This is a genomic window from Pseudomonas sp. H11T01, from assembly GCF_048515765.1.
GTDB lineage: Bacteria > Pseudomonadota > Gammaproteobacteria > Pseudomonadales > Pseudomonadaceae > Aquipseudomonas.
In genome coordinates this window covers 11734-28707 of the sequence record NZ_JBLYED010000036.1, presented here as the reverse complement: position 1 = coordinate 28707, position 16974 = coordinate 11734, and the positions used below count along the sequence as shown (strand labels likewise).

General features: G+C 59.5%; 15 protein-coding genes. 7 read left to right on the top strand and 8 right to left on the bottom strand.

What is annotated here, in order from left to right:
* Positions 1 to 37: 37 nt before the first annotated feature.
* The gene (locus ACN1C3_RS30050) at positions 38 to 1843 is read right to left on the bottom strand and encodes a phenylacyl-CoA dehydrogenase (protein WP_419119350.1); all 1806 of its coding nucleotides are present in this window, start codon (positions 1841 to 1843) and stop codon (positions 38 to 40) included.
* Between the two features lie 53 nt (positions 1844 to 1896).
* Between ACN1C3_RS30050 and ACN1C3_RS30045 the strand changes: the two genes are divergently transcribed.
* Positions 1897 to 2049 (top strand): hypothetical protein, encoded by a 153-nt coding sequence (locus ACN1C3_RS30045; RefSeq protein ID WP_419119349.1) that lies wholly within the window; start codon positions 1897 to 1899, stop codon positions 2047 to 2049.
* A gap of 79 nt (positions 2050 to 2128) precedes the next feature.
* Here ACN1C3_RS30045 and ACN1C3_RS30040 read toward each other — a convergent pair whose 3' ends face one another.
* From ACN1C3_RS30040 to bioB, 6 genes are all read right to left on the bottom strand, one after another.
* The gene (locus ACN1C3_RS30040; protein WP_419119348.1) at positions 2129 to 2425 is read right to left on the bottom strand and encodes a pyrroloquinoline quinone biosynthesis protein PqqE; all 297 of its coding nucleotides are present in this window, start codon (positions 2423 to 2425) and stop codon (positions 2129 to 2131) included.
* A gap of 107 nt (positions 2426 to 2532) precedes the next feature.
* Positions 2533 to 3213 carry a dethiobiotin synthase gene (gene bioD / locus ACN1C3_RS30035; protein ID WP_419119347.1) on the bottom strand — a complete coding sequence of 227 codons (681 nt, stop codon included), beginning with the start codon at positions 3211 to 3213 and terminating at the stop codon, positions 2533 to 2535.
* A complete protein-coding gene (gene bioC / locus ACN1C3_RS30030; RefSeq protein ID WP_419119346.1) occupies positions 3210 to 4022 on the bottom strand; it encodes a malonyl-ACP O-methyltransferase BioC in 813 nt (270 codons plus the stop codon). Before bioC ends, bioD begins: the two co-directional genes overlap by 4 nt.
* The gene (locus tag ACN1C3_RS30025; protein WP_419119345.1) at positions 4015 to 4746 is read right to left on the bottom strand and encodes an alpha/beta fold hydrolase; all 732 of its coding nucleotides are present in this window, start codon (positions 4744 to 4746) and stop codon (positions 4015 to 4017) included. The genes bioC and ACN1C3_RS30025 overlap by 8 nt, the downstream gene beginning before the upstream one ends.
* Positions 4739 to 5917 carry an 8-amino-7-oxononanoate synthase gene (gene bioF, locus ACN1C3_RS30020; RefSeq protein WP_419119344.1) on the bottom strand — a complete coding sequence of 393 codons (1179 nt, stop codon included), beginning with the start codon at positions 5915 to 5917 and terminating at the stop codon, positions 4739 to 4741. Before bioF ends, ACN1C3_RS30025 begins: the two co-directional genes overlap by 8 nt.
* 177 nt (positions 5918 to 6094) lie before the next feature.
* Positions 6095 to 7150: a biotin synthase BioB gene (gene bioB, locus ACN1C3_RS30015; RefSeq protein ID WP_419119343.1), complete on the bottom strand. Its 1056-nt coding sequence runs from the start codon at positions 7148 to 7150 to the stop codon at positions 6095 to 6097.
* 93 nt (positions 7151 to 7243) lie between these two features.
* On the opposite strand from bioB, the gene ACN1C3_RS30010 reads away from it, so the two are divergent.
* The 5 genes from ACN1C3_RS30010 (at position 7244) to rarD (ending at position 13202) form a co-directional block, all read left to right on the top strand.
* Positions 7244 to 7984 carry a double zinc ribbon domain-containing protein gene (locus ACN1C3_RS30010; protein ID WP_419119342.1) on the top strand — a complete coding sequence of 247 codons (741 nt, stop codon included), beginning with the start codon at positions 7244 to 7246 and terminating at the stop codon, positions 7982 to 7984.
* A gap of 64 nt (positions 7985 to 8048) precedes the next feature.
* Complete coding sequence (locus tag ACN1C3_RS30005; RefSeq protein WP_419119341.1) at positions 8049 to 8813, top strand: TOBE domain-containing protein; 765 nt, start codon at positions 8049 to 8051, stop codon at positions 8811 to 8813.
* A 249-nt stretch (positions 8814 to 9062) separates the two neighbouring features.
* Positions 9063 to 10964 (top strand): PhoX family protein, encoded by a 1902-nt coding sequence (locus ACN1C3_RS30000; RefSeq protein ID WP_419119340.1) that lies wholly within the window; start codon positions 9063 to 9065, stop codon positions 10962 to 10964.
* A 190-nt stretch (positions 10965 to 11154) separates the two neighbouring features.
* A complete protein-coding gene (locus tag ACN1C3_RS29995; RefSeq protein ID WP_419119339.1) occupies positions 11155 to 12129 on the top strand; it encodes a serine/threonine protein kinase in 975 nt (324 codons plus the stop codon).
* 185 nt (positions 12130 to 12314) lie between these two features.
* On the top strand, positions 12315 to 13202 hold the full coding sequence (gene rarD / locus ACN1C3_RS29990; protein ID WP_419119338.1) for an EamA family transporter RarD: 888 nt from the start codon (positions 12315 to 12317) through the stop codon (positions 13200 to 13202).
* A 225-nt stretch (positions 13203 to 13427) separates the two neighbouring features.
* Here rarD and ACN1C3_RS29985 read toward each other — a convergent pair whose 3' ends face one another.
* A complete protein-coding gene (locus tag ACN1C3_RS29985) occupies positions 13428 to 13946 on the bottom strand; it encodes a glycine cleavage system protein R (RefSeq protein WP_419119337.1) in 519 nt (172 codons plus the stop codon).
* Between the two features lie 544 nt (positions 13947 to 14490).
* On the opposite strand from ACN1C3_RS29985, the gene ACN1C3_RS29980 reads away from it, so the two are divergent.
* Positions 14491 to 16668 (top strand): malate synthase G, encoded by a 2178-nt coding sequence (locus ACN1C3_RS29980; RefSeq protein WP_419119336.1) that lies wholly within the window; start codon positions 14491 to 14493, stop codon positions 16666 to 16668.
* The last annotated feature ends 306 nt before the right edge of the window (positions 16669 to 16974 follow it).

Sequence of the window (16974 nt, the reverse complement as noted above, 5' to 3'; positions counted from 1 at the left end):
CGAAGGAGCCGCGGCTTTAGAAGCACTGCGTTAAGGCTTAGTAACCCAGGCCGAAGTCTTCTTCTTTCATGTCCATCAGGTTGTTGGCGCCCGACAGCATGGTTGCAACGTGAGTGCGGGTACGCGGCAGGATGCGTTGGAAGTAGAAACGCGCGGTCTGCAGCTTGGCGGTGTAGAACGCCTCTTCGGTGGTGCCGGCAGCCAGTTTTTCAGCAGCCAGACGCGCCATGTCAGCCCAGAAGTAAGCCAGGCAGGCATAACCGGAGTACATCAGGTAATCCACCGAAGCGGCACCGACTTCTTCACGGTCTTTCATGGCCGCCATACCGACCTTCATGGTCAGCTCGCCCCACTCTTTGTTCAGTGCAGCCAGAGGCTCGACGAATTCCTTGACCGCATCGTTGCCTTCGTTGGTCTGGCAGAACTTGTGAACGATCTTGGTGAAGCCTTTCAAAGCCTCGCCTTGAGTCATCAGCACTTTACGGCCGAGCAGGTCCAGCGCCTGGATACCAGTGGTGCCTTCGTACAGCATGGAAATGCGGCTGTCGCGAACGTTCTGCTCCATGCCCCACTCGGCGATGAAGCCGTGGCCACCGTAGATTTGCACGCCGTGGTTGGCGGATTCGAAGCCCACTTCAGTCATGAAGGCTTTGGCGATTGGAGTCATGAAGGCCAGCAGTGCGTCGGCTTTCTTCTTCTCTTCTTCATCTACGCCGTACTTGACGATATCGACCTGTTTGGCCGTGAAGTAAACCATTGCACGGTTGCCTTCAGCGAAGGCCTTCATGGTCAACAGCATGCGGCGTACGTCAGGGTGCACGATGATCGGGTCAGCGGCTTTGTCCGGCGCTTTCGGGCCAGTCAGGGCGCGCATTTGCAAGCGATCACGAGCGTATTTCAGGCCGCCCTGGAAGCCGATCTCGGCGTGAGCCAGACCTTGCAGAGCCGTACCCAGACGCGCGGTGTTCATAAAGGTGAACATGCAGTTCAGGCCTTTGTTCGCCGGGCCGATCAGGAAACCGGTGGCCGCGTCGAAGTTCATCACGCACGTCGCGTTACCGTGGATGCCCATCTTGTGTTCCAGGGAACCGCAGGTCACGGCGTTGCGCGAACCGATCGAACCGTCAGCGTTCGGCATGAACTTTGGAACGATGAACAGCGAAATGCCTTTGGTGCCGGCCGGTGCATCCGGCAGACGCGCCAGAACGATGTGGACGATGTTGTCGGCCATGTCGTGTTCACCGGCCGAGATGAAGATCTTGGTGCCGGTGACTTTGTAGGAACCGTCAGCCTGAGGTTCTGCCTTGGTGCGCAGCATGCCCAGGTCGGTGCCGCAGTGCGGCTCGGTCAGGCACATGGTGCCGGTCCATTCGCCGGAAACCAGTTTGGTCAGATAAGCCTCTTGCTGCTCAGGCGTACCGTGCTCGGAAATAGTGTTCATCGCGCCATGAGACAGGCCTGGGTACATGCCCCACGACCAGTTGGCTTCGCCCACCATTTCGCTGACTGCCAGACCCAGAGACTCCGGCAGGCCTTGGCCGCCGTGCTCTACGTCGTGAGCCAGGCTTGGCCAGCCGCCTTCGACGAATTGCTTGTAGGCTTCTTTGAAGCCAGTCGGGGTCTTAACGCCGGACTCACTCCAGGTGCAGCCTTCGGTGTCACCCACGCGGTTCAGCGGAGCCAACACCTGTTCACAAAACTTGGCGCCTTCCTCGAGGATGGCGTCAACCATGTCCGGGGTAGCGTCCTGGCAAGCCGGAAGGCTCTGATAATGCGCTTCGTAGCCGAGCAGTTCGTCACGAACGAAGCGAATATCACGCAAGGGGGCCTTGTAGTCAGGCATAGCGATAAACCTCTGCTGATGAATCCTGGAATGAACAACCGCGTTGATTTGTTATGGCGGTCAAACAGTTGTTTGAAACATACGTTTACGACCAAACCTTGTCAAGCACCGTTCAAGTGCCGTTCGTCATCGACGGGCTGAATGCCGCGCAGGCAAAGGCCTGCAGCGAATACGCAGCATTGGCTGACCAAGAAAAGAATAGTTGAGGGAGCGTTAGTGAGGGATGAAGCAGAGTCTATTTGACTGTGAAGACGTCTTCGCTGTAGGAGCGTCGACCGGCTGCTCCTACGCGAAGGTATTGATCAACGTGCCGAGCATTTCATCGGACGCCTTGGCGACGTTGACGCCCAGCTCCGCCTGAATCTTGCCCATGGACATTTCGACCATGCTGCTGGCCAGATCCGATTGCTGGCTGCGGTCTACCGAGCGCAGGCGATCGACTTGGACTTCGGAAGACTGACTGGTGACGGAGCGCTCAATGGTCGTGTTGGCGATCTGACTGGCGGCCTGATCGACACGGTTCTGCCCTGTCTGAAGGGTGCTCAGACCAGCGTAGAAAGCGGTATTCCCGGAGATTTCCATGGGAGAACTCAATCCTGCAGAGGATAAACAAAGGTCATTGAAGCAGACCCACCCGGAAAATACCCGACAAAAACACTAATGGCACAGTGCCTTATCATAGGCAAAGTCTAGTCAAGCAGGTCCAACTGCAGATACTCGGCCACCGCTTCTGCCGTGACAACCTTGAGCTTGGGTACTCGACCGAGACACGGTGCAGGTAGCCGTTCGGCCAGGGTCGCGAGATTCTCCTCCAGACGTGAAGTCTTGGGATCGATGATGTTGGCGACCCAACCTGCCAACTGCAAACCGTCCAGGGCAATCGCCTCAGCGGTCAGCAATGCATGATTGATGCAACCCAGCCGCACCCCCACTACCAGAATGACCGGTAAGTTCAAGGCCATCGCCAGGTCTGACAGGTTGTCCTGATCGGCCAATGGCACTCGCCAGCCGCCAGCGCCTTCGATCAAGATGAAGTCTGCTTCTTTATCCAGAATGTGCCGCATCGGGCCCAGCAACGACTGAACCGTCAACATCACGCCTGCCTCACGGGCCGCCAGATGCGGCGCAATCGCCGGCTCGAACGCCACCGGGTTGACCTCGGCGTAACTCAGCGGCAATGAGCATTCAGCCAGCAACGCCAGTGCATCGGCGTTGCGCAGCCCCTTGGGCGTCACCTCGCAGCCGGAGGCCACCGGCTTACCCGCCGCCGTGCTCAATCCCGCCGAGCGCGCAGCATGCAACAGGCCTGCGGCGATGGTGGTCTTGCCGACATCGGTGTCAGTGCCGGTGATGAAATAGGCTGCACTCATAAAGGCTTCTCCAATACGGCGTAGACCACCTGATAAGTCGCTGGCAGCCCTTGTCCCTGACGAAACTGTTCATAGGCCTCGATCAAACCGAGGATCCGCGCCCGGCCCGTCAACCCACCCGGCCGACCAGGATTCAGATTGTGCGCGCCCAAGGCTTTCAGCTCGTGAGTCAGGCTGCGCACGTCCGGGTAATGCAGAACATGCGGGCGAGTTTCCAGGCTGACCACACGCAAACCACTGGCAGCACACAGCTGCTGATAAGCGCTGAACAGGCGGAAGCGATTGACGTGAACCATGCCATCGACCTGGCTCCAGCTATCGCGTAATTCATACAGCGTACCGACGCACAGACTGGCAAACGCCAACACGCCGCCAGGCTTCAGTACACGATGCGCCTCACTCAGCACCGAAGCAAAGTCTGCACACCACTGCACCGCCAGGCTGGAGAAAATCAGCTCGCAACTCTGCGCCTGCAACGGCAAACGCTCGGCGTCGCCGACGATGAAATGTGCAGCACCACCCAACGGCCGAGCGTGGTTGAGCATGCCTTCGGCGATGTCCAGCGCCAGCCCTTCGCTCTCGGGGAATGTCTGCCCCAGAACACGACTGAAATAACCCGTGCCGCAACCCATATCCAGCCAGCGACAGGGGGAGAAGTCACCCGGCAAGCGGCTCAGCAACTCGCTGCCAACCGCCCGCTGCAATTCAGCCACGCTGTCGTAACTGGCCGCCGCGCGGGAAAAGGACGCCGCGACCTGACGCTTGTCGGGCAGGCCGCCGGGAAGGTTGGGAAGGGACAAATCAGTCATCACCGGACTCATGCAAAAAGGCCTGGATCGCCCCCGCCACACCGTGAGGGTCTTCCAAAAGAAACGCGTGGCTGGCCTGCTCAATCAGACCGATTTCGACATCTGGCAACAACGCCAGCAACTCCCCTGCAGCTTCGGCCGGGACCAGCCCGTCCAGGCCGGCAAACAGATGCAGTTGCGGGCCGCGGAAGGTTTGCAACGCTTGTCGGGTGTCCAGTTGCGCGAGCAACTCCAACCCGCTCAGCAAGACTGACGGCGGTGTATTCGGCGCGCCACCCAATAGCAGTCGAGCCATACCGCGCGGGTCTTCGGCACCTTGAGCGCAGAGCAGACTGAAGCGTTTGAGCGTCCCTCGCGGGTCAGCGCTGCAGCCGGCAAGAAACGCATCGAAGGCTTCACCGGGCATCGCGCTCGGCCATTCGGCGTGGGCGACAAAACAAGGATTGCTGGCCAGTGTCAGCAAGCCGCAGCAGCGCTCACCACGCCGGGCAGCCAGTTCCGCGGCGAGCATGCCGCCCAACGACCAACCACCCAGCCAGACATTGTCCGGCACAGTCGCGTCGAGTTCGTCGAGCCACTCCCCGAGGTCACCCGACCCCAGCTCAGGCAGCGGTTCGATTTCGACCCGCAGGTGTTCGTCCAACCCCCGCAAAGCCGCCGCCAGCGGTTCCAGCGGCGAAATGCCGAGGCCCCAGCCGGGCAGCAGAATCAGTCGATCACGCATGGCTTGGCTCCGGTCCCAGTTCGCTAAAACACTCTGCCAGACCGTTTAACAATAGCTGGACCTGAGACTCACTGTGGGCTGCGGACAAAGTCACGCGCAAACGCGCACTGCCTGCCGGTACGGTTGGCGGGCGAATAGCCGTGACCATCAAGCCGCGCTCGCGCAGCATCTGCGACAAGCGAACCGCTCGCCCGCTGTCGCCGATCATGATCGGCTGGATCGGCGTGAAACTGTCCATCAACTCCAAACCAATCTGCTCCGCGCCATGGCGGAACTGGCGGATCAGCGCATTCAGGTGTTCGCGTCGCCAGTGTTCGCTACGCAGCAATTCCAAACTTTTCAGGGTTGCACAGGCCAGGGCTGGCGGTTGGCTGGTGGTGTAGATATACGGTCGGGCGAACTGAATCAGGCTTTCGATCAGCTCTTCGCTCCCGGCGACAAACGCCCCCGCCGTGCCGAACGCTTTACCCAGCGTGCCGACCAACACCGGCACATCTTCCTGACTCAAACCAAAGTGCTCGACGATCCCGCCACCGTTGGCGCCCAACGGACCAAAGCCGTGGGCATCATCGACCATCAGCCAGGCGCCTTTGGCTTTGGCCTCTCGGGCCAGGGCGGGCAAGTCGGCAAGATCACCGTCCATGCTGAACACGCCATCGGTCACCACCAACGTGTTGCCAGTCGCTTTTTCCAAACGTTTGGCCAGGCTGGCCGCATCGTTGTGCAAATAGCGGTTGAAGCGCGCGCCGGACAACAGCCCCGCATCCAGCAACGATGCATGATTGAGCCGGTCTTCCAGCACCGTATCGCCCTGCCCGACCAGCGCGGTGACTGCGCCAAGGTTGGCCATGTAACCGGTAGTGAACAGCAACGCACGCGGGCGGCCGGTCAAGTCGGCCAAGGCTTCTTCCAGCGCATGGTGCGGGGAGCTGTGGCCGATCACCAGATGCGAAGCACCGCCACCCACACCCCAACGGGTCGCCCCGGCGCGCCAGGCTTCGATGACTTGCGGATGATTGGCCAGGCCCAGGTAGTCGTTGTTGCAGAACGCCAGCAACGGCTGACCATCAACCACCACTTCCGGGCCTTGAGGGCTTTGGAGCAGAGGGCGGTGGCGATAAAGGTTTTCGGCACGACGAGTAGCGAGACGCGCGGCGAGATCAAAAGACATGCAGGCCTCGGGGGGTCAGATCGCATAATTCAGGGTAAGCACACAATCCAATGTGGGAGCGGGCTTGCTCGCGAAGACGGCATCACATTCAACAAGGATGTCGACTGACAGACCGCTTTCGCGAGCAAGCCCGCTCCCACAGGAGTTTTGCATTCCTTCAGAGGAATCGGGGCAAGCTCAGACCGCTGCGTTATAAAACTGCTCGCTGCTCTTCTGTTCCACCAGTGCCTGCTCGATAGCCGCCTGATGCACTTCGTCGGCGTGCTCTTCGCGGGCTTCCGGCAGGATGCCCAGGCGCGAGAACAGTTGCATGTCCTTGTCAGCCTGCGGGTTGGCGGTGGTCAGCAATTTATCGCCGTAGAAAATCGAGTTGGCACCGGCAAAGAAGGCCAAAGCCTGCATCTGCTCGTTCATCGCTTCGCGGCCGGCGGACAGGCGCACGTGGGATTGCGGCATCAGGATGCGGGCGACTGCGAGCATGCGGATGAAATCGAACGGGTCGATGTCATCGGCGTTTTCCAGCGGCGTACCGGCGACTTTCACCAGCATGTTGATCGGCACCGACTCCGGATGCTCCGGCAGGTTGGCCAACTGGATCAGCAGATTGGCGCGGTCATCAAGAGACTCACCCATACCGAGAATGCCGCCGGAGCAGATTTTCATCCCGGAATCACGCACGTAAGCCAGGGTCTGCAGGCGTTCGGCGTAAGTACGGGTGGTAATGATGCTGCCGTAGAACTCAGGCGAGGTGTCGAGGTTGTGGTTGTAGTAGTCCAGGCCAGCGCTGGCCAGGGCTTGGGTCTGGTCCTGATCGAGACGACCGAGGGTCATGCAGGTTTCCAGGCCCATGGCTTTCACGCCTTTGACCATTTCCAGCACGTAGGGCATGTCTTTGGCCGACGGGTGTTTCCAGGCCGCGCCCATGCAGAAACGGGTCGAACCGATGGCCTTGGCACGAGCGGCCTCTTCGAGGACCTTCTGCACTTCCATCAGTTTTTCTTTTTCCAGCCCGGTGTTGTAGTGACCGGACTGCGGACAATATTTGCAATCTTCCGGACAAGCACCGGTTTTGATCGACAGCAGCGTCGAGACTTGCACGCGGTTGGCGTCGAAATGCGCGCGGTGCACCGTCTGCGCCTGGAACAACAGGTCATTGAAGGGCTGAACGAACAGCGCTTTAACTTCGGCTAAAGACCAATCGTGACGCAATTTAGCGGTGATGCTGGCGCTCATCGGCTGATTTCCTTGTTTTATGCTTGGCAAGCGCCGACGGGACGTAATACCCACAGACGCGACACGGATGTTCGGCATATTTAAGGAAGAGACATGCACTGTCAACCACAATACAAAGGGCAGGTTTACATCTGGTTAAAAAACAAACAAACCTGTTTGCTCTGTGACGAACTCACCGATACCTCTCACCCCCTCTGCACACCCTGTGAAAGTGAGCTGCCCTGGCTCGGTGATCATTGCCAGATGTGCGCCCTGCCCTTGCCCATGGCCGGTTTGACCTGTGGTCAGTGCCAGAAAAAGCCTCCGGCCTTTGAGCAGGTCGTAACTCCCTTCACTTACGGCTTTCCGATCGACAGCTTGATCACCCGCTTCAAGCACAACGCAAAGTGGCCGTTTGGCCGCCTGCTGGCCGAACTTCTCAGCCAGTCGCTGCAACATCGCTTTGATGAAGACCTGATACGGCCCGATGCGTTGGTCCCCGTGCCCTTGGCCAACAAGCGCCTGCGCGAGCGCGGTTACAACCAGGCGGCGATGATCGCCCACTGGCTCAGCGACAGCCTGAACATCCCCTGCGATGAGCGTTTGCTGCTGCGGATTCAAGACACCACCGCGCAACAGGATCTGGATGCCAAGGCGCGCAAACACAACCTTCAAAGGGCATTTGCCCTGGCGCCCGATGCGCTGATCAAAGGCCGGCATCTGGCCTTGGTCGACGACGTGCTGACCACCGGCGCCACCGCCGAAAACCTCGCCCATTTGCTAATGAAAGCGGGAGCCCAACGGGTCGACGTCTATTGCCTGGCGAGAACACCCAAACCCGGCGAGTTGACCTGACTTGACTCTCACGCCCCAAGCCGCCAACGTCTCATCCCATCAATACCGCTCGTAGCGCACCGCCATGTCCTTGCCCACGCTTTTGACTCAACACATCGTCCGTCGCCCGCAGCGCATTGCCTTGCTGCAACACATTGCCGAACAAGGCTCGATCACCCGCGCCGCAAAAAGCGCAGGGTTGAGTTACAAGGCGGCCTGGGACGCCATCGATGAGTTGAACAACCTCGCGCAAAAGCCTTTGGTCGAACGCAGTGTCGGTGGCAAGGGCGGCGGTGGCGCGAAGTTATCCAGCGAAGGTGAGCGGGTATTGCGGCTCTATCAACGTCTGCAAGCGTTGCAGGCTCAAGTGCTGGAGGCCGCCGAAGACGCCAGCGACCTGGACCTGCTCGGCCGCCTGATGCTCAGAACCAGCGCGCGCAATCAACTGCACGGCAAAGTCATGGCCATCGACAGTCAGGGGCGCAATGACCTGATCCGCCTCAAGCTGGCGGAAGGGTTGACGATCCAGGCGCAGATCACCCATGACAGCACCCTGCGCCTGGAGCTGGAAACCGGCACTGAAGTGGTGGCATTGATCAAGGCCGGCTGGCTGGATTTGCTGGCCATCGATCAAGCCGCAACACCTGGACACAATTGCCTGAACGGGATTATCGAGGAAATTCTCGACGCCGAAGATGGCCCCAGCGAAGTGCGTATCGCCTTGCCGAACGGCCAAACTCTGTGCGCATTGGCCGAACCGTTGCACCTTAGGACCTGCGCGCTGACGACTGCAAAACCCGTTCTGGTGCAGTTCGCACCGTCCAATGTATTGCTCGGTACGCCGCTATAACCCAAGGCTGACGCGCTTTTCGTAGCAGCTGTCGAGCCTGCGAGGCTGCGTTCGGCTGCGCAGCAGTCGTAAATTCAGGCACTGCAATTCTGACCTCTTATTGAGTTAACCGGATTGCGAGTGCTTCGCCCTCGAACGCAGGCTTCGCCAGCTGCTACGAAGGTTCGCGGCGAAGTTTGAAATTTCGTTGAAACATTTCCTTCATCGACACTCCCTAAGGTGGCTGCAAAAACCTGCAGGGAGCCTGATGTGAACCTATTAGAAGAAAACCAGCCCACCGACCTCGAAAAAATCGTCGGCCTCAGCCGTCGCGGCTTCATCAGCGCGGGCGCCCTTTGCGGCGCGGCGATGTTTCTCGGAGGCAACCTGCTGAGCCGCAGCGTACTGGCCGCCAGCGTCAGTGCCGGCTCAAGCCAGCTACTGGGTTTCGACAGCATTGCCGCCGCCACCAGCGACACCATCACCTTGCCGCCCGGCTATAAATCGTCGGTGCTGATCAGTTGGGGCCAGGCGCTGCAACAGAACGGCCCGGCCTTCGACCCAAGCGGCAAAGGCAGCGCCCAGGCCCAGGAAGTCCAGTTCGGCGACAACAACGACGGCATGAGCCTGTTCGCTTTCCCTGGCGACCACGACCGCGCGCTAATGGCAATCAACAACGAATACACCAACTACCGCTACCTCTACCCTCACGGCGGTATGCCGCAATCGGCTGAAGACGTGCGCAAAGCGCTGGCCAGCGAAGGCGTGTCGGTGATCGAAGTGCAACGCAAAAACGGTCAATGGCAATTCGTTCAGGGCTCGCGCTACAACCGCCGCATCCACGGCAACTCGCCACTGCACCTGAGCGGTCCGGCCGCCGGGCATGATCTGTTGAAAACCAGCGCCGACCCCCACGGCAAAAAAGTCCTCGGCACCTTCCAGAACTGCGCCAACGGCAAAACACCGTGGGGCACTTATCTGACGTGTGAAGAGAACTTCACTGACTGCTTTGGCAGCAGCAATCCCGAGCAGAAGTTCGACGCCGCGCAGAAACGCTACGGCGCAGTGGCGACCAGTAAAGAAATCAACTGGCATCCACACGACCCGCGCTTCGACCTGGCGAAGACCCCCAACGAACTCAACCGTCATGGTTGGGTGGTGGAAATCGACCCGTTCGACCCACAATCGACCCCGGTCAAACGCACCGCCCTTGGCCGTTTCAAACATGAAAACGCCGCACTGGCCGAGACCCATGACGGGCGCGCGGTGGTGTACATGGGCGACGATGAACGGGGCGAATTCATCTACAAGTTCATCAGCCGCGACAAAATCAACCACGCCAACCCCAAGGCCAACCGCGACTTGCTGGACCACGGCAGTTTGTATGTCGCACGCTTTGATGCCGGCGACAGCAACCCTGATCATCCAAAAGGTCAGGGTCAGTGGATCGAATTGACCCACGGCAAAAACGGTATCGACGCCAGCAGCGGTTTTGCCAGCCAGGCCGAAGTACTGATCCACGCGCGCCTCGCCGCCAGTGTGGTCAACGCTACACGCATGGACCGCCCGGAATGGATTGTGGTCAGCCCCAAAGACGGCCAGGTCTATTGCACCTTGACCAACAACGCCAAGCGCGGCGAAGACGGCCAACCGGTCGGCGGCCCAAACCCGCGGGAGAAGAACGTCTATGGGCAGATTCTGCGCTGGCAGGAAAACCGTGATGACCACGCCGCCATGAGCTTTTCCTGGGACCTGTTTGTGGTTGCCGGCAACCCGACCGTGCACGCCGGAAAACCGAAAGGCGGCTCGTCGAACATCACCCCGCAGAACATGTTCAACAGCCCCGACGGCCTGGGTTTCGACAACGCTGGCCGGCTGTGGATTCTCACCGACGGTGACGCCAGCAACAGCGGAGACTTCGCCGGCATGGGCAACAACCAGATGCTCTGCGCCGACCCGGCCAGCGGTGAGATCCGTCGGTTCATGGTCGGCCCGGTGGGTTGCGAAGTGACTGGCATCAGCTTCTCGCCGGATCAGAAGACGTTGTTTGTCGGCATTCAACACCCGGGCGAGAACGGCGGTTCGACCTTCCCCGAGCATCTGCCGAACGGTAAACCGAGGTCTTCAGTGATCGCGATCACCCGAGAAGATGGCGGGATCGTCGGCGCCTGACAGGCCCTCATCGCGAGCAGGCTCGCTCCCACAAGAGCAATGAAGTCCCCTGTGGGAGCGGCGGTGCGGCGATCCGACTTGCCCGCGAAGGCACAGGCAAAACCGCCTATGAACCTCACCCCCTAAAGACGGCCCGTCTGCGCTACCATGTTTGGCCGGACGCGGCAGCCTGCTGCGCGCAGGAGTCAGCATGGCCCATCCGTTTGAAACCCTTACACCCGACCTGGTACTCGATGCTGTTGAAAGCATCGGGTTTCTCAGCGACGCCCGCATTCTTGCGCTCAACAGCTACGAAAACCGCGTCTACCAGGTGGGCATCGAAGACTCCGAACCGCTGATCGCCAAGTTCTACCGCCCACAGCGTTGGACCAACGAGGCGATCCTCGAAGAACACCGCTTCACCTTCGAACTCGCCGAGTGCGATGTCCCCGTGGTCGCGCCAATGATCCACAACGGCGAAAGCCTGTTCGAACACGCTGGTTTCCGCTTCACTCTGTTCCCTCGTCGTGGCGGCCGTGCGCCAGAGCCCGGCAACCTGGATCAGTTGTATCGCCTCGGGCAATTGCTCGGCCGCTTGCACGCGGTCGGCGCCACCCGTCCGTTCGAACACCGTGAAGCGCTCGGCGTGAAGAACTTCGGCCATGACTCGCTGACTACCTTGCTCGAAGGTAATTTCGTTCCTCGCAGCTTGCTCCCGGCCTACGAGTCAGTCGCCCGGGATCTGCTCAAGCGAGTGGAAGAGGTCTACAAGGCCACGCCCCATCAGAACATCCGCATGCACGGCGACTGCCACCCCGGCAACATGATGTGCCGCGATGAAATGTTCCACATCGTCGACCTCGATGACTGCCGCATGGGCCCGGCAGTGCAGGATCTGTGGATGATGCTCGCCGGTGACCGTCAGGAATGTCTGGGCCAGTTGTCGGAACTGATGGACGGCTACAGCGAGTTCCATGACTTCGACCCGCGTGAACTGGCGCTGATCGAACCGTTGCGCGCTCTGCGTCTGATGCACTACAGCGCTTGGCTGGCCCGTCGCTGGGATGACCCGGCGTTCCCCCGCAGCTTCCCGTGGTTCGGCACCGAACGGTATTGGGGCGATCAGGTGCTGGCATTGCGCGAGCAGCTTTCTGCGTTAAACGAAGAACCTTTGAAATTGTTCTGATTTCAAGATCAAAAGATCGCAGCCTGCGGCAGCTCCTACAGAATCGTGTACACCCGTCATTTCGCGGTTGTACCCCGTCAGCGTAGGAGCTGCCGCAGGCTGCGATCTTTGCTTTTCGGGCACGACACATCTATACAACCGCCCTACAATCACTGCTTTGTTAGCTGCCTAAGCAAGGATTCTGCATGCAAGCCGCCAACCCGCGTCGCGGGTACGTTCTAGGCCTGACCGCCTACATCATCTGGGGACTGTTCCCGCTCTACTTCAAAGCCATCGCCAGCGTGCCAGCGGTGGAAATCATCGTTCACCGGGTGCTCTGGTCCGCATTGTTCGGCTCACTGTTGCTATTGGTCTGGAAGCATCCGGGCTGGTGGCGCGAACTGCGTGAAAACCCGCGCCGGCTGGCGATTCTGGCGTTAAGCGGCACGCTGATCGCGGCCAACTGGCTGACCTATGTGTGGTCGGTGAATAACGGCCGCATGCTCGAAGCCAGCCTCGGCTACTACATCAATCCACTGGTGAACGTGCTGTTGGGCATGCTGTTGCTCGGCGAGCGTCTGCGGCGCATGCAGTGGCTGGCGGTGGGGTTGGCGACCGTTGGAGTGGCGCAGCAAGTCTGGCAAGTCGGTAGCTTGCCATGGGTATCGCTGATACTGGCACTGACCTTCGGCTTCTACGGGTTGATCCGCAAGCAAGCACCGGTCAAGGCCTTGCCCGGGCTGGTGGTGGAAACCTGGATGCTGGTGCCGATTGCCCTGGGCTGGTTGCTGCTCAATCCGGTAGCGACCAGTGCTCAGGCTGCGTTCTGGACCACCTCTGAAGCCTGGTGGCTGGTGGCCGCAGGGCCGATCACGCTGGTGCCGCTGGTGTCCTTCAACGCGGCTGCACGGCACCTGCCCTATACCACCCTGGGCTTCCTGCAATACATAGCGCCGACCCTGGTGCTATCGCAGGCCGTGCTGTTGTTTGGCGAGCATCTGTCTTCCAGCACCTTGATTGCATTCGTGTTTATTTGGGCAGGCCTGGCGATTTACAGCGTGGATGCCTGGTTCAGTCTGCGTCGACGCGCCTGATCAAAAAACGTACAAAGATCTGCAGGCCATGATTCACATGGCCTGCAAGCATCCTTCCCAAGGTTATCCACAGTGTGATCCCCGCCGTTTGTGCACAAGCCCTTGAAACTGTTCGTTTTTTGCTCAGATCCTGATGAGCCCCGGCCAGCTTGGGCCTGCGGTGTATCTCTACAGGTTATCCACAGGCAGGTGCACGTTTTACTTGGATAACCTGTTTCTTCTGGTTTACACCTCGCTGCGCAACACCAACTCGACCATCAAATCATCTGCCAAGGTCTCCAGGCGCGCCTGCAATACATCCAGGGACAAGGTCAACGGCACCGCCAGAATGGCTTCGGCGTGGAACAGCGGCTCGCTGCTCATCGGGGCCGGACGCACATCAGTGACCAACCGTTCCAGGTTGACGCCTTGCTCGGTCAACAATCGCGTGATGTCGCGCACAATCCCCGGCCGGTCATTGCCTACCAACTCCATGGCGATCGGTTTCCAGGTGCAGGATTGTTCGATACCGCTCTCGGCGATCAGCACTCGGATGCCATGCGCGGACAGCCCTTGCAGCGCATCCACCAGTTCGTCATAGGCCTCGGCCGGCACCCCGACCCGCAAAATCCCGGCAAATTGCCCGGCCATACGCGACATGCGGCTTTCCAGCCAGTTCCCGCCATGCTCGGCGATGCATTGGGCAATGCGCTCGACCTGGCCGGCTTTATCCGGGGCGAATACGGTAAGTACGAGGTGGTCCATGGCACAGCCCTCTTGTCATGACTTTTGTTATAGAAGGGGAAGTATAGGCAAGCCTTTATTCTGCGCTTAATTGACTGACGTCTTCGCGGGCAAGCCCGCTCCCACAAGGATTGCACAAGACCTGTGGGAGCGGGCTTGCCCGCGAATAGAGACACCGCCGATGGTCGTGCAGAAAAACAAATCGTGTACCGTTCTTATATTTATCTGGAACAATCCAATAGTTTTTTGAGAACATCCCGTCCCCCAGCGTGACCAGACAGCTGGCTTAAGTCGCTAAACGACGTATTTAGTCTAATTTTCACAACCGCAATTCATCATGTAGTATGCCGCAGCGCGCACTACATAAACGTTGGATCGATGTCTGCCAAGGCGCCATCGCAACCCCGAAAGCCCCGTCAGCAAGGCTTCAAGCCGTTGATTGGACCTACCCAGCCGCCCGCAATGGCATGTACTGGTGCAGGGGTTTGTGGTTTAAATGGCCAGAGGCTTCATTGTTAAATTGAAGAGCTGAAAAGCGAAATAGCTGAGCAGAGTGAGGCAAGCAATGACTGAACACGTTCAAGTCGGTGGCCTGCAGGTCGCCAAAGTCCTGTTCGACTTCGTGAACAACGAAGCCATTCCCGGTACCGGCCTCACCGCCGATAAGTTCTGGGGCGGTGCCGACAAGGTCATTCATGACCTGGCACCGAAGAACAAAGCCCTACTCGCCAAACGCGACGACCTCCAGGCGCGAATCGATGCCTGGCACCAGTCTCGTGCAGGTCAGGCGCATGACGCCGTGGCCTATAAAGCCTTTCTGCAAGACATCGGTTATCTGCTGCCAGAAGCGGCGGATTTCCAGGCGACGACACAAAACGTCGACGACGAAATCGCCCGCATGGCCGGTCCACAACTGGTCGTCCCGGTGATGAATGCCCGTTTCGCCCTCAACGCCTCGAACGCCCGCTGGGGTTCGCTGTACGACGCGTTGTACGGCACTGACGCCATCAGCGAAGCTGACGGTGCAGAAAAAGGCAAAGGCTACAACAAGGTTCGTGGCGACAAAGTTATCGCCTTCGCCCGCGCCTTCCTCGACGAAGCGGTGCCATTGGCGGCCGGCTCTCACGTCGACTCCACCGGCTACAAGATCGTCGACGGCAAACTGGTGGTCAGCCTCAAAGGCGGCAGCAACACTGGCTTACGCAACGACGCACAACTGATCGCCTTCCACGGCGACGCCGCTGCACCGACCGCAATCCTGCTGAAAAACAACGGTCTGCACTTCGAAATCCAGATCGACGCCAGCACCCCGGTCGGCCAGACCGACCCTGCCGGTGTCAAAGACCTGCTGATGGAAGCCGCGCTGACCACCATCATGGACTGCGAAGACTCGGTCGCTGCGGTCGATGCCGATGACAAAGTGGTGATCTATCGCAACTGGCTCGGCCTGATGAAGGGCGACCTGTCTGAAGACGTGTCCAAGGGTGGCAAGACCTTCACTCGCACCATGAACGCCGACCGCCGCTACACCGCGCTCGACGGCAGCGAACTGAGCCTGCATGGCCGTTCCCTGTTGTTTGTGCGTAACGTTGGCCATTTGATGACCATCGACGCGATTCTCGACAAAGACGGCAACGAAGTGCCGGAAGGGATTCTCGACGGTCTGGTCACCAGCCTCGCAGCGATTCACAGCCTCAACGGCAACAACTCGCGCAAAAACAGCCGCACCGGTTCGGTCTACATCGTTAAACCGAAAATGCACGGCCCTGAAGAAGCGGCGTTCACCAACGAGTTGTTCGGTCGCATCGAAGATGTCCTCGAACTGCCGCGCAACACCCTCAAAGTCGGCATCATGGACGAAGAGCGGCGTACCACGGTCAACCTCAAGGCGTGCATCAAGGCGGCCAGCGAGCGCGTGGTGTTCATCAACACCGGCTTCCTCGACCGCACGGGTGACGAAATCCACACCTCCATGGAAGCTGGCGCGATGGTGCGCAAAGCGGCCATGAAGGCTGAGAAATGGATCGGCGCCTACGAGAACTGGAACGTCGATATCGGTTTGAGCACCGGCCTGCAAGGTCGCGCCCAGATCGGTAAAGGTATGTGGGCCATGCCCGACCTGATGGCCGCGATGCTCGAGCAGAAAATCGCTCACCCGCTGGCCGGTGCCAACACCGCCTGGGTGCCATCGCCGACCGCCGCTGCATTGCACGCACTGCACTACCACAAGGTCGACGTGTTTGCCCGCCAGGCCGAACTGGCCAAGCGTGGTCGCGCATCGATCGACGATATCCTGACCATCCCGTTGGCGAGCAACACCCACTGGTCGGCCGAAGAAATCCAGAACGAACTGGACAACAACGCCCAAGGCATCCTCGGTTACGTGGTGCGCTGGATCGACCAAGGCGTTGGTTGCTCGAAAGTGCCGGACATCAACGACGTCGGCCTGATGGAAGACCGTGCCACCCTGCGTATTTCCAGCCAGCACATCGCTAACTGGTTGCGCCATGGCATCGTCAATGAAGCCCAGGTGCTGGAAAGCCTCAAGCGTATGGCACCCGTGGTTGATCGGCAGAACGCCAACGACGCGCTGTACCGCCCGTTGGCACCGGATTTCGACAGCAACATCGCCTTCCAGGCGGCCGTCGAACTGGTGATAGAAGGCACTAAACAGCCAAACGGTTACACCGAGCCGGTCCTGCACCGTCGTCGCCGTGAGTTCAAAGCCAAAAATGGTCTGTGAATAAGCGTTAACAGCAGATAACAAAAAGCCCTGATCGCGAGATCAGGGCTTTTTTGTGTTCGCTGAAAGCAAGATCACATCGTTCCCACGCTCTGCGTGGGAATGCAGCCCATGACGCTCCGCGTCACTGCCGAAGCGGACGCAGAGCGTCCAAGGAGGCATTCCCACGCAGAGCGTGGGAACGATCAGCGAAAGATCGCAGGCTCCGCCAGCTCCTACGGGATGGGGGTACATCCCAAATTTACGGGTGACCGCAATCAATGTAGGAGCTGGCGCAGCCTGCGATCTTTTAACGGTTTAACTGGC

Bases quoted from the DNA above. Each gene is read 5' to 3' on its own strand.
- bioF (WP_419119344.1), bottom strand. From the start codon at position 5,917: ATGTCTTTTGATCTCGCCGCGCGTCTCGCTACTCGTCGTGCCGAAAAC.
- ACN1C3_RS30040 (WP_419119348.1), bottom strand. From the start codon at position 2,425: ATGGAAATCTCCGGGAATACCGCTTTCTACGCTGGTCTGAGCACCCTT.
- ACN1C3_RS30010 (WP_419119342.1), top strand. From the start codon at position 7,244: ATGCACTGTCAACCACAATACAAAGGGCAGGTTTACATCTGGTTAAAA.
- ACN1C3_RS30005 (WP_419119341.1), top strand. From the start codon at position 8,049: ATGTCCTTGCCCACGCTTTTGACTCAACACATCGTCCGTCGCCCGCAG.
- ACN1C3_RS29995 (WP_419119339.1), top strand. From the start codon at position 11,155: ATGGCCCATCCGTTTGAAACCCTTACACCCGACCTGGTACTCGATGCT.
- ACN1C3_RS29985 (WP_419119337.1), bottom strand. From the start codon at position 13,946: ATGGACCACCTCGTACTTACCGTATTCGCCCCGGATAAAGCCGGCCAG.
- ACN1C3_RS30045 (WP_419119349.1), top strand. From the start codon at position 1,897: ATGGCGGTCAAACAGTTGTTTGAAACATACGTTTACGACCAAACCTTG.
- ACN1C3_RS30050 (WP_419119350.1), bottom strand. From the start codon at position 1,843: ATGCCTGACTACAAGGCCCCCTTGCGTGATATTCGCTTCGTTCGTGAC.
- bioB (WP_419119343.1), bottom strand. From the start codon at position 7,150: ATGAGCGCCAGCATCACCGCTAAATTGCGTCACGATTGGTCTTTAGCC.
- bioC (WP_419119346.1), bottom strand. From the start codon at position 4,022: ATGACTGATTTGTCCCTTCCCAACCTTCCCGGCGGCCTGCCCGACAAG.
- rarD (WP_419119338.1), top strand. From the start codon at position 12,315: ATGCAAGCCGCCAACCCGCGTCGCGGGTACGTTCTAGGCCTGACCGCC.
- bioD (WP_419119347.1), bottom strand. From the start codon at position 3,213: ATGAGTGCAGCCTATTTCATCACCGGCACTGACACCGATGTCGGCAAG.
- ACN1C3_RS30025 (WP_419119345.1), bottom strand. From the start codon at position 4,746: ATGCGTGATCGACTGATTCTGCTGCCCGGCTGGGGCCTCGGCATTTCG.
- ACN1C3_RS29980 (WP_419119336.1), top strand. From the start codon at position 14,491: ATGACTGAACACGTTCAAGTCGGTGGCCTGCAGGTCGCCAAAGTCCTG.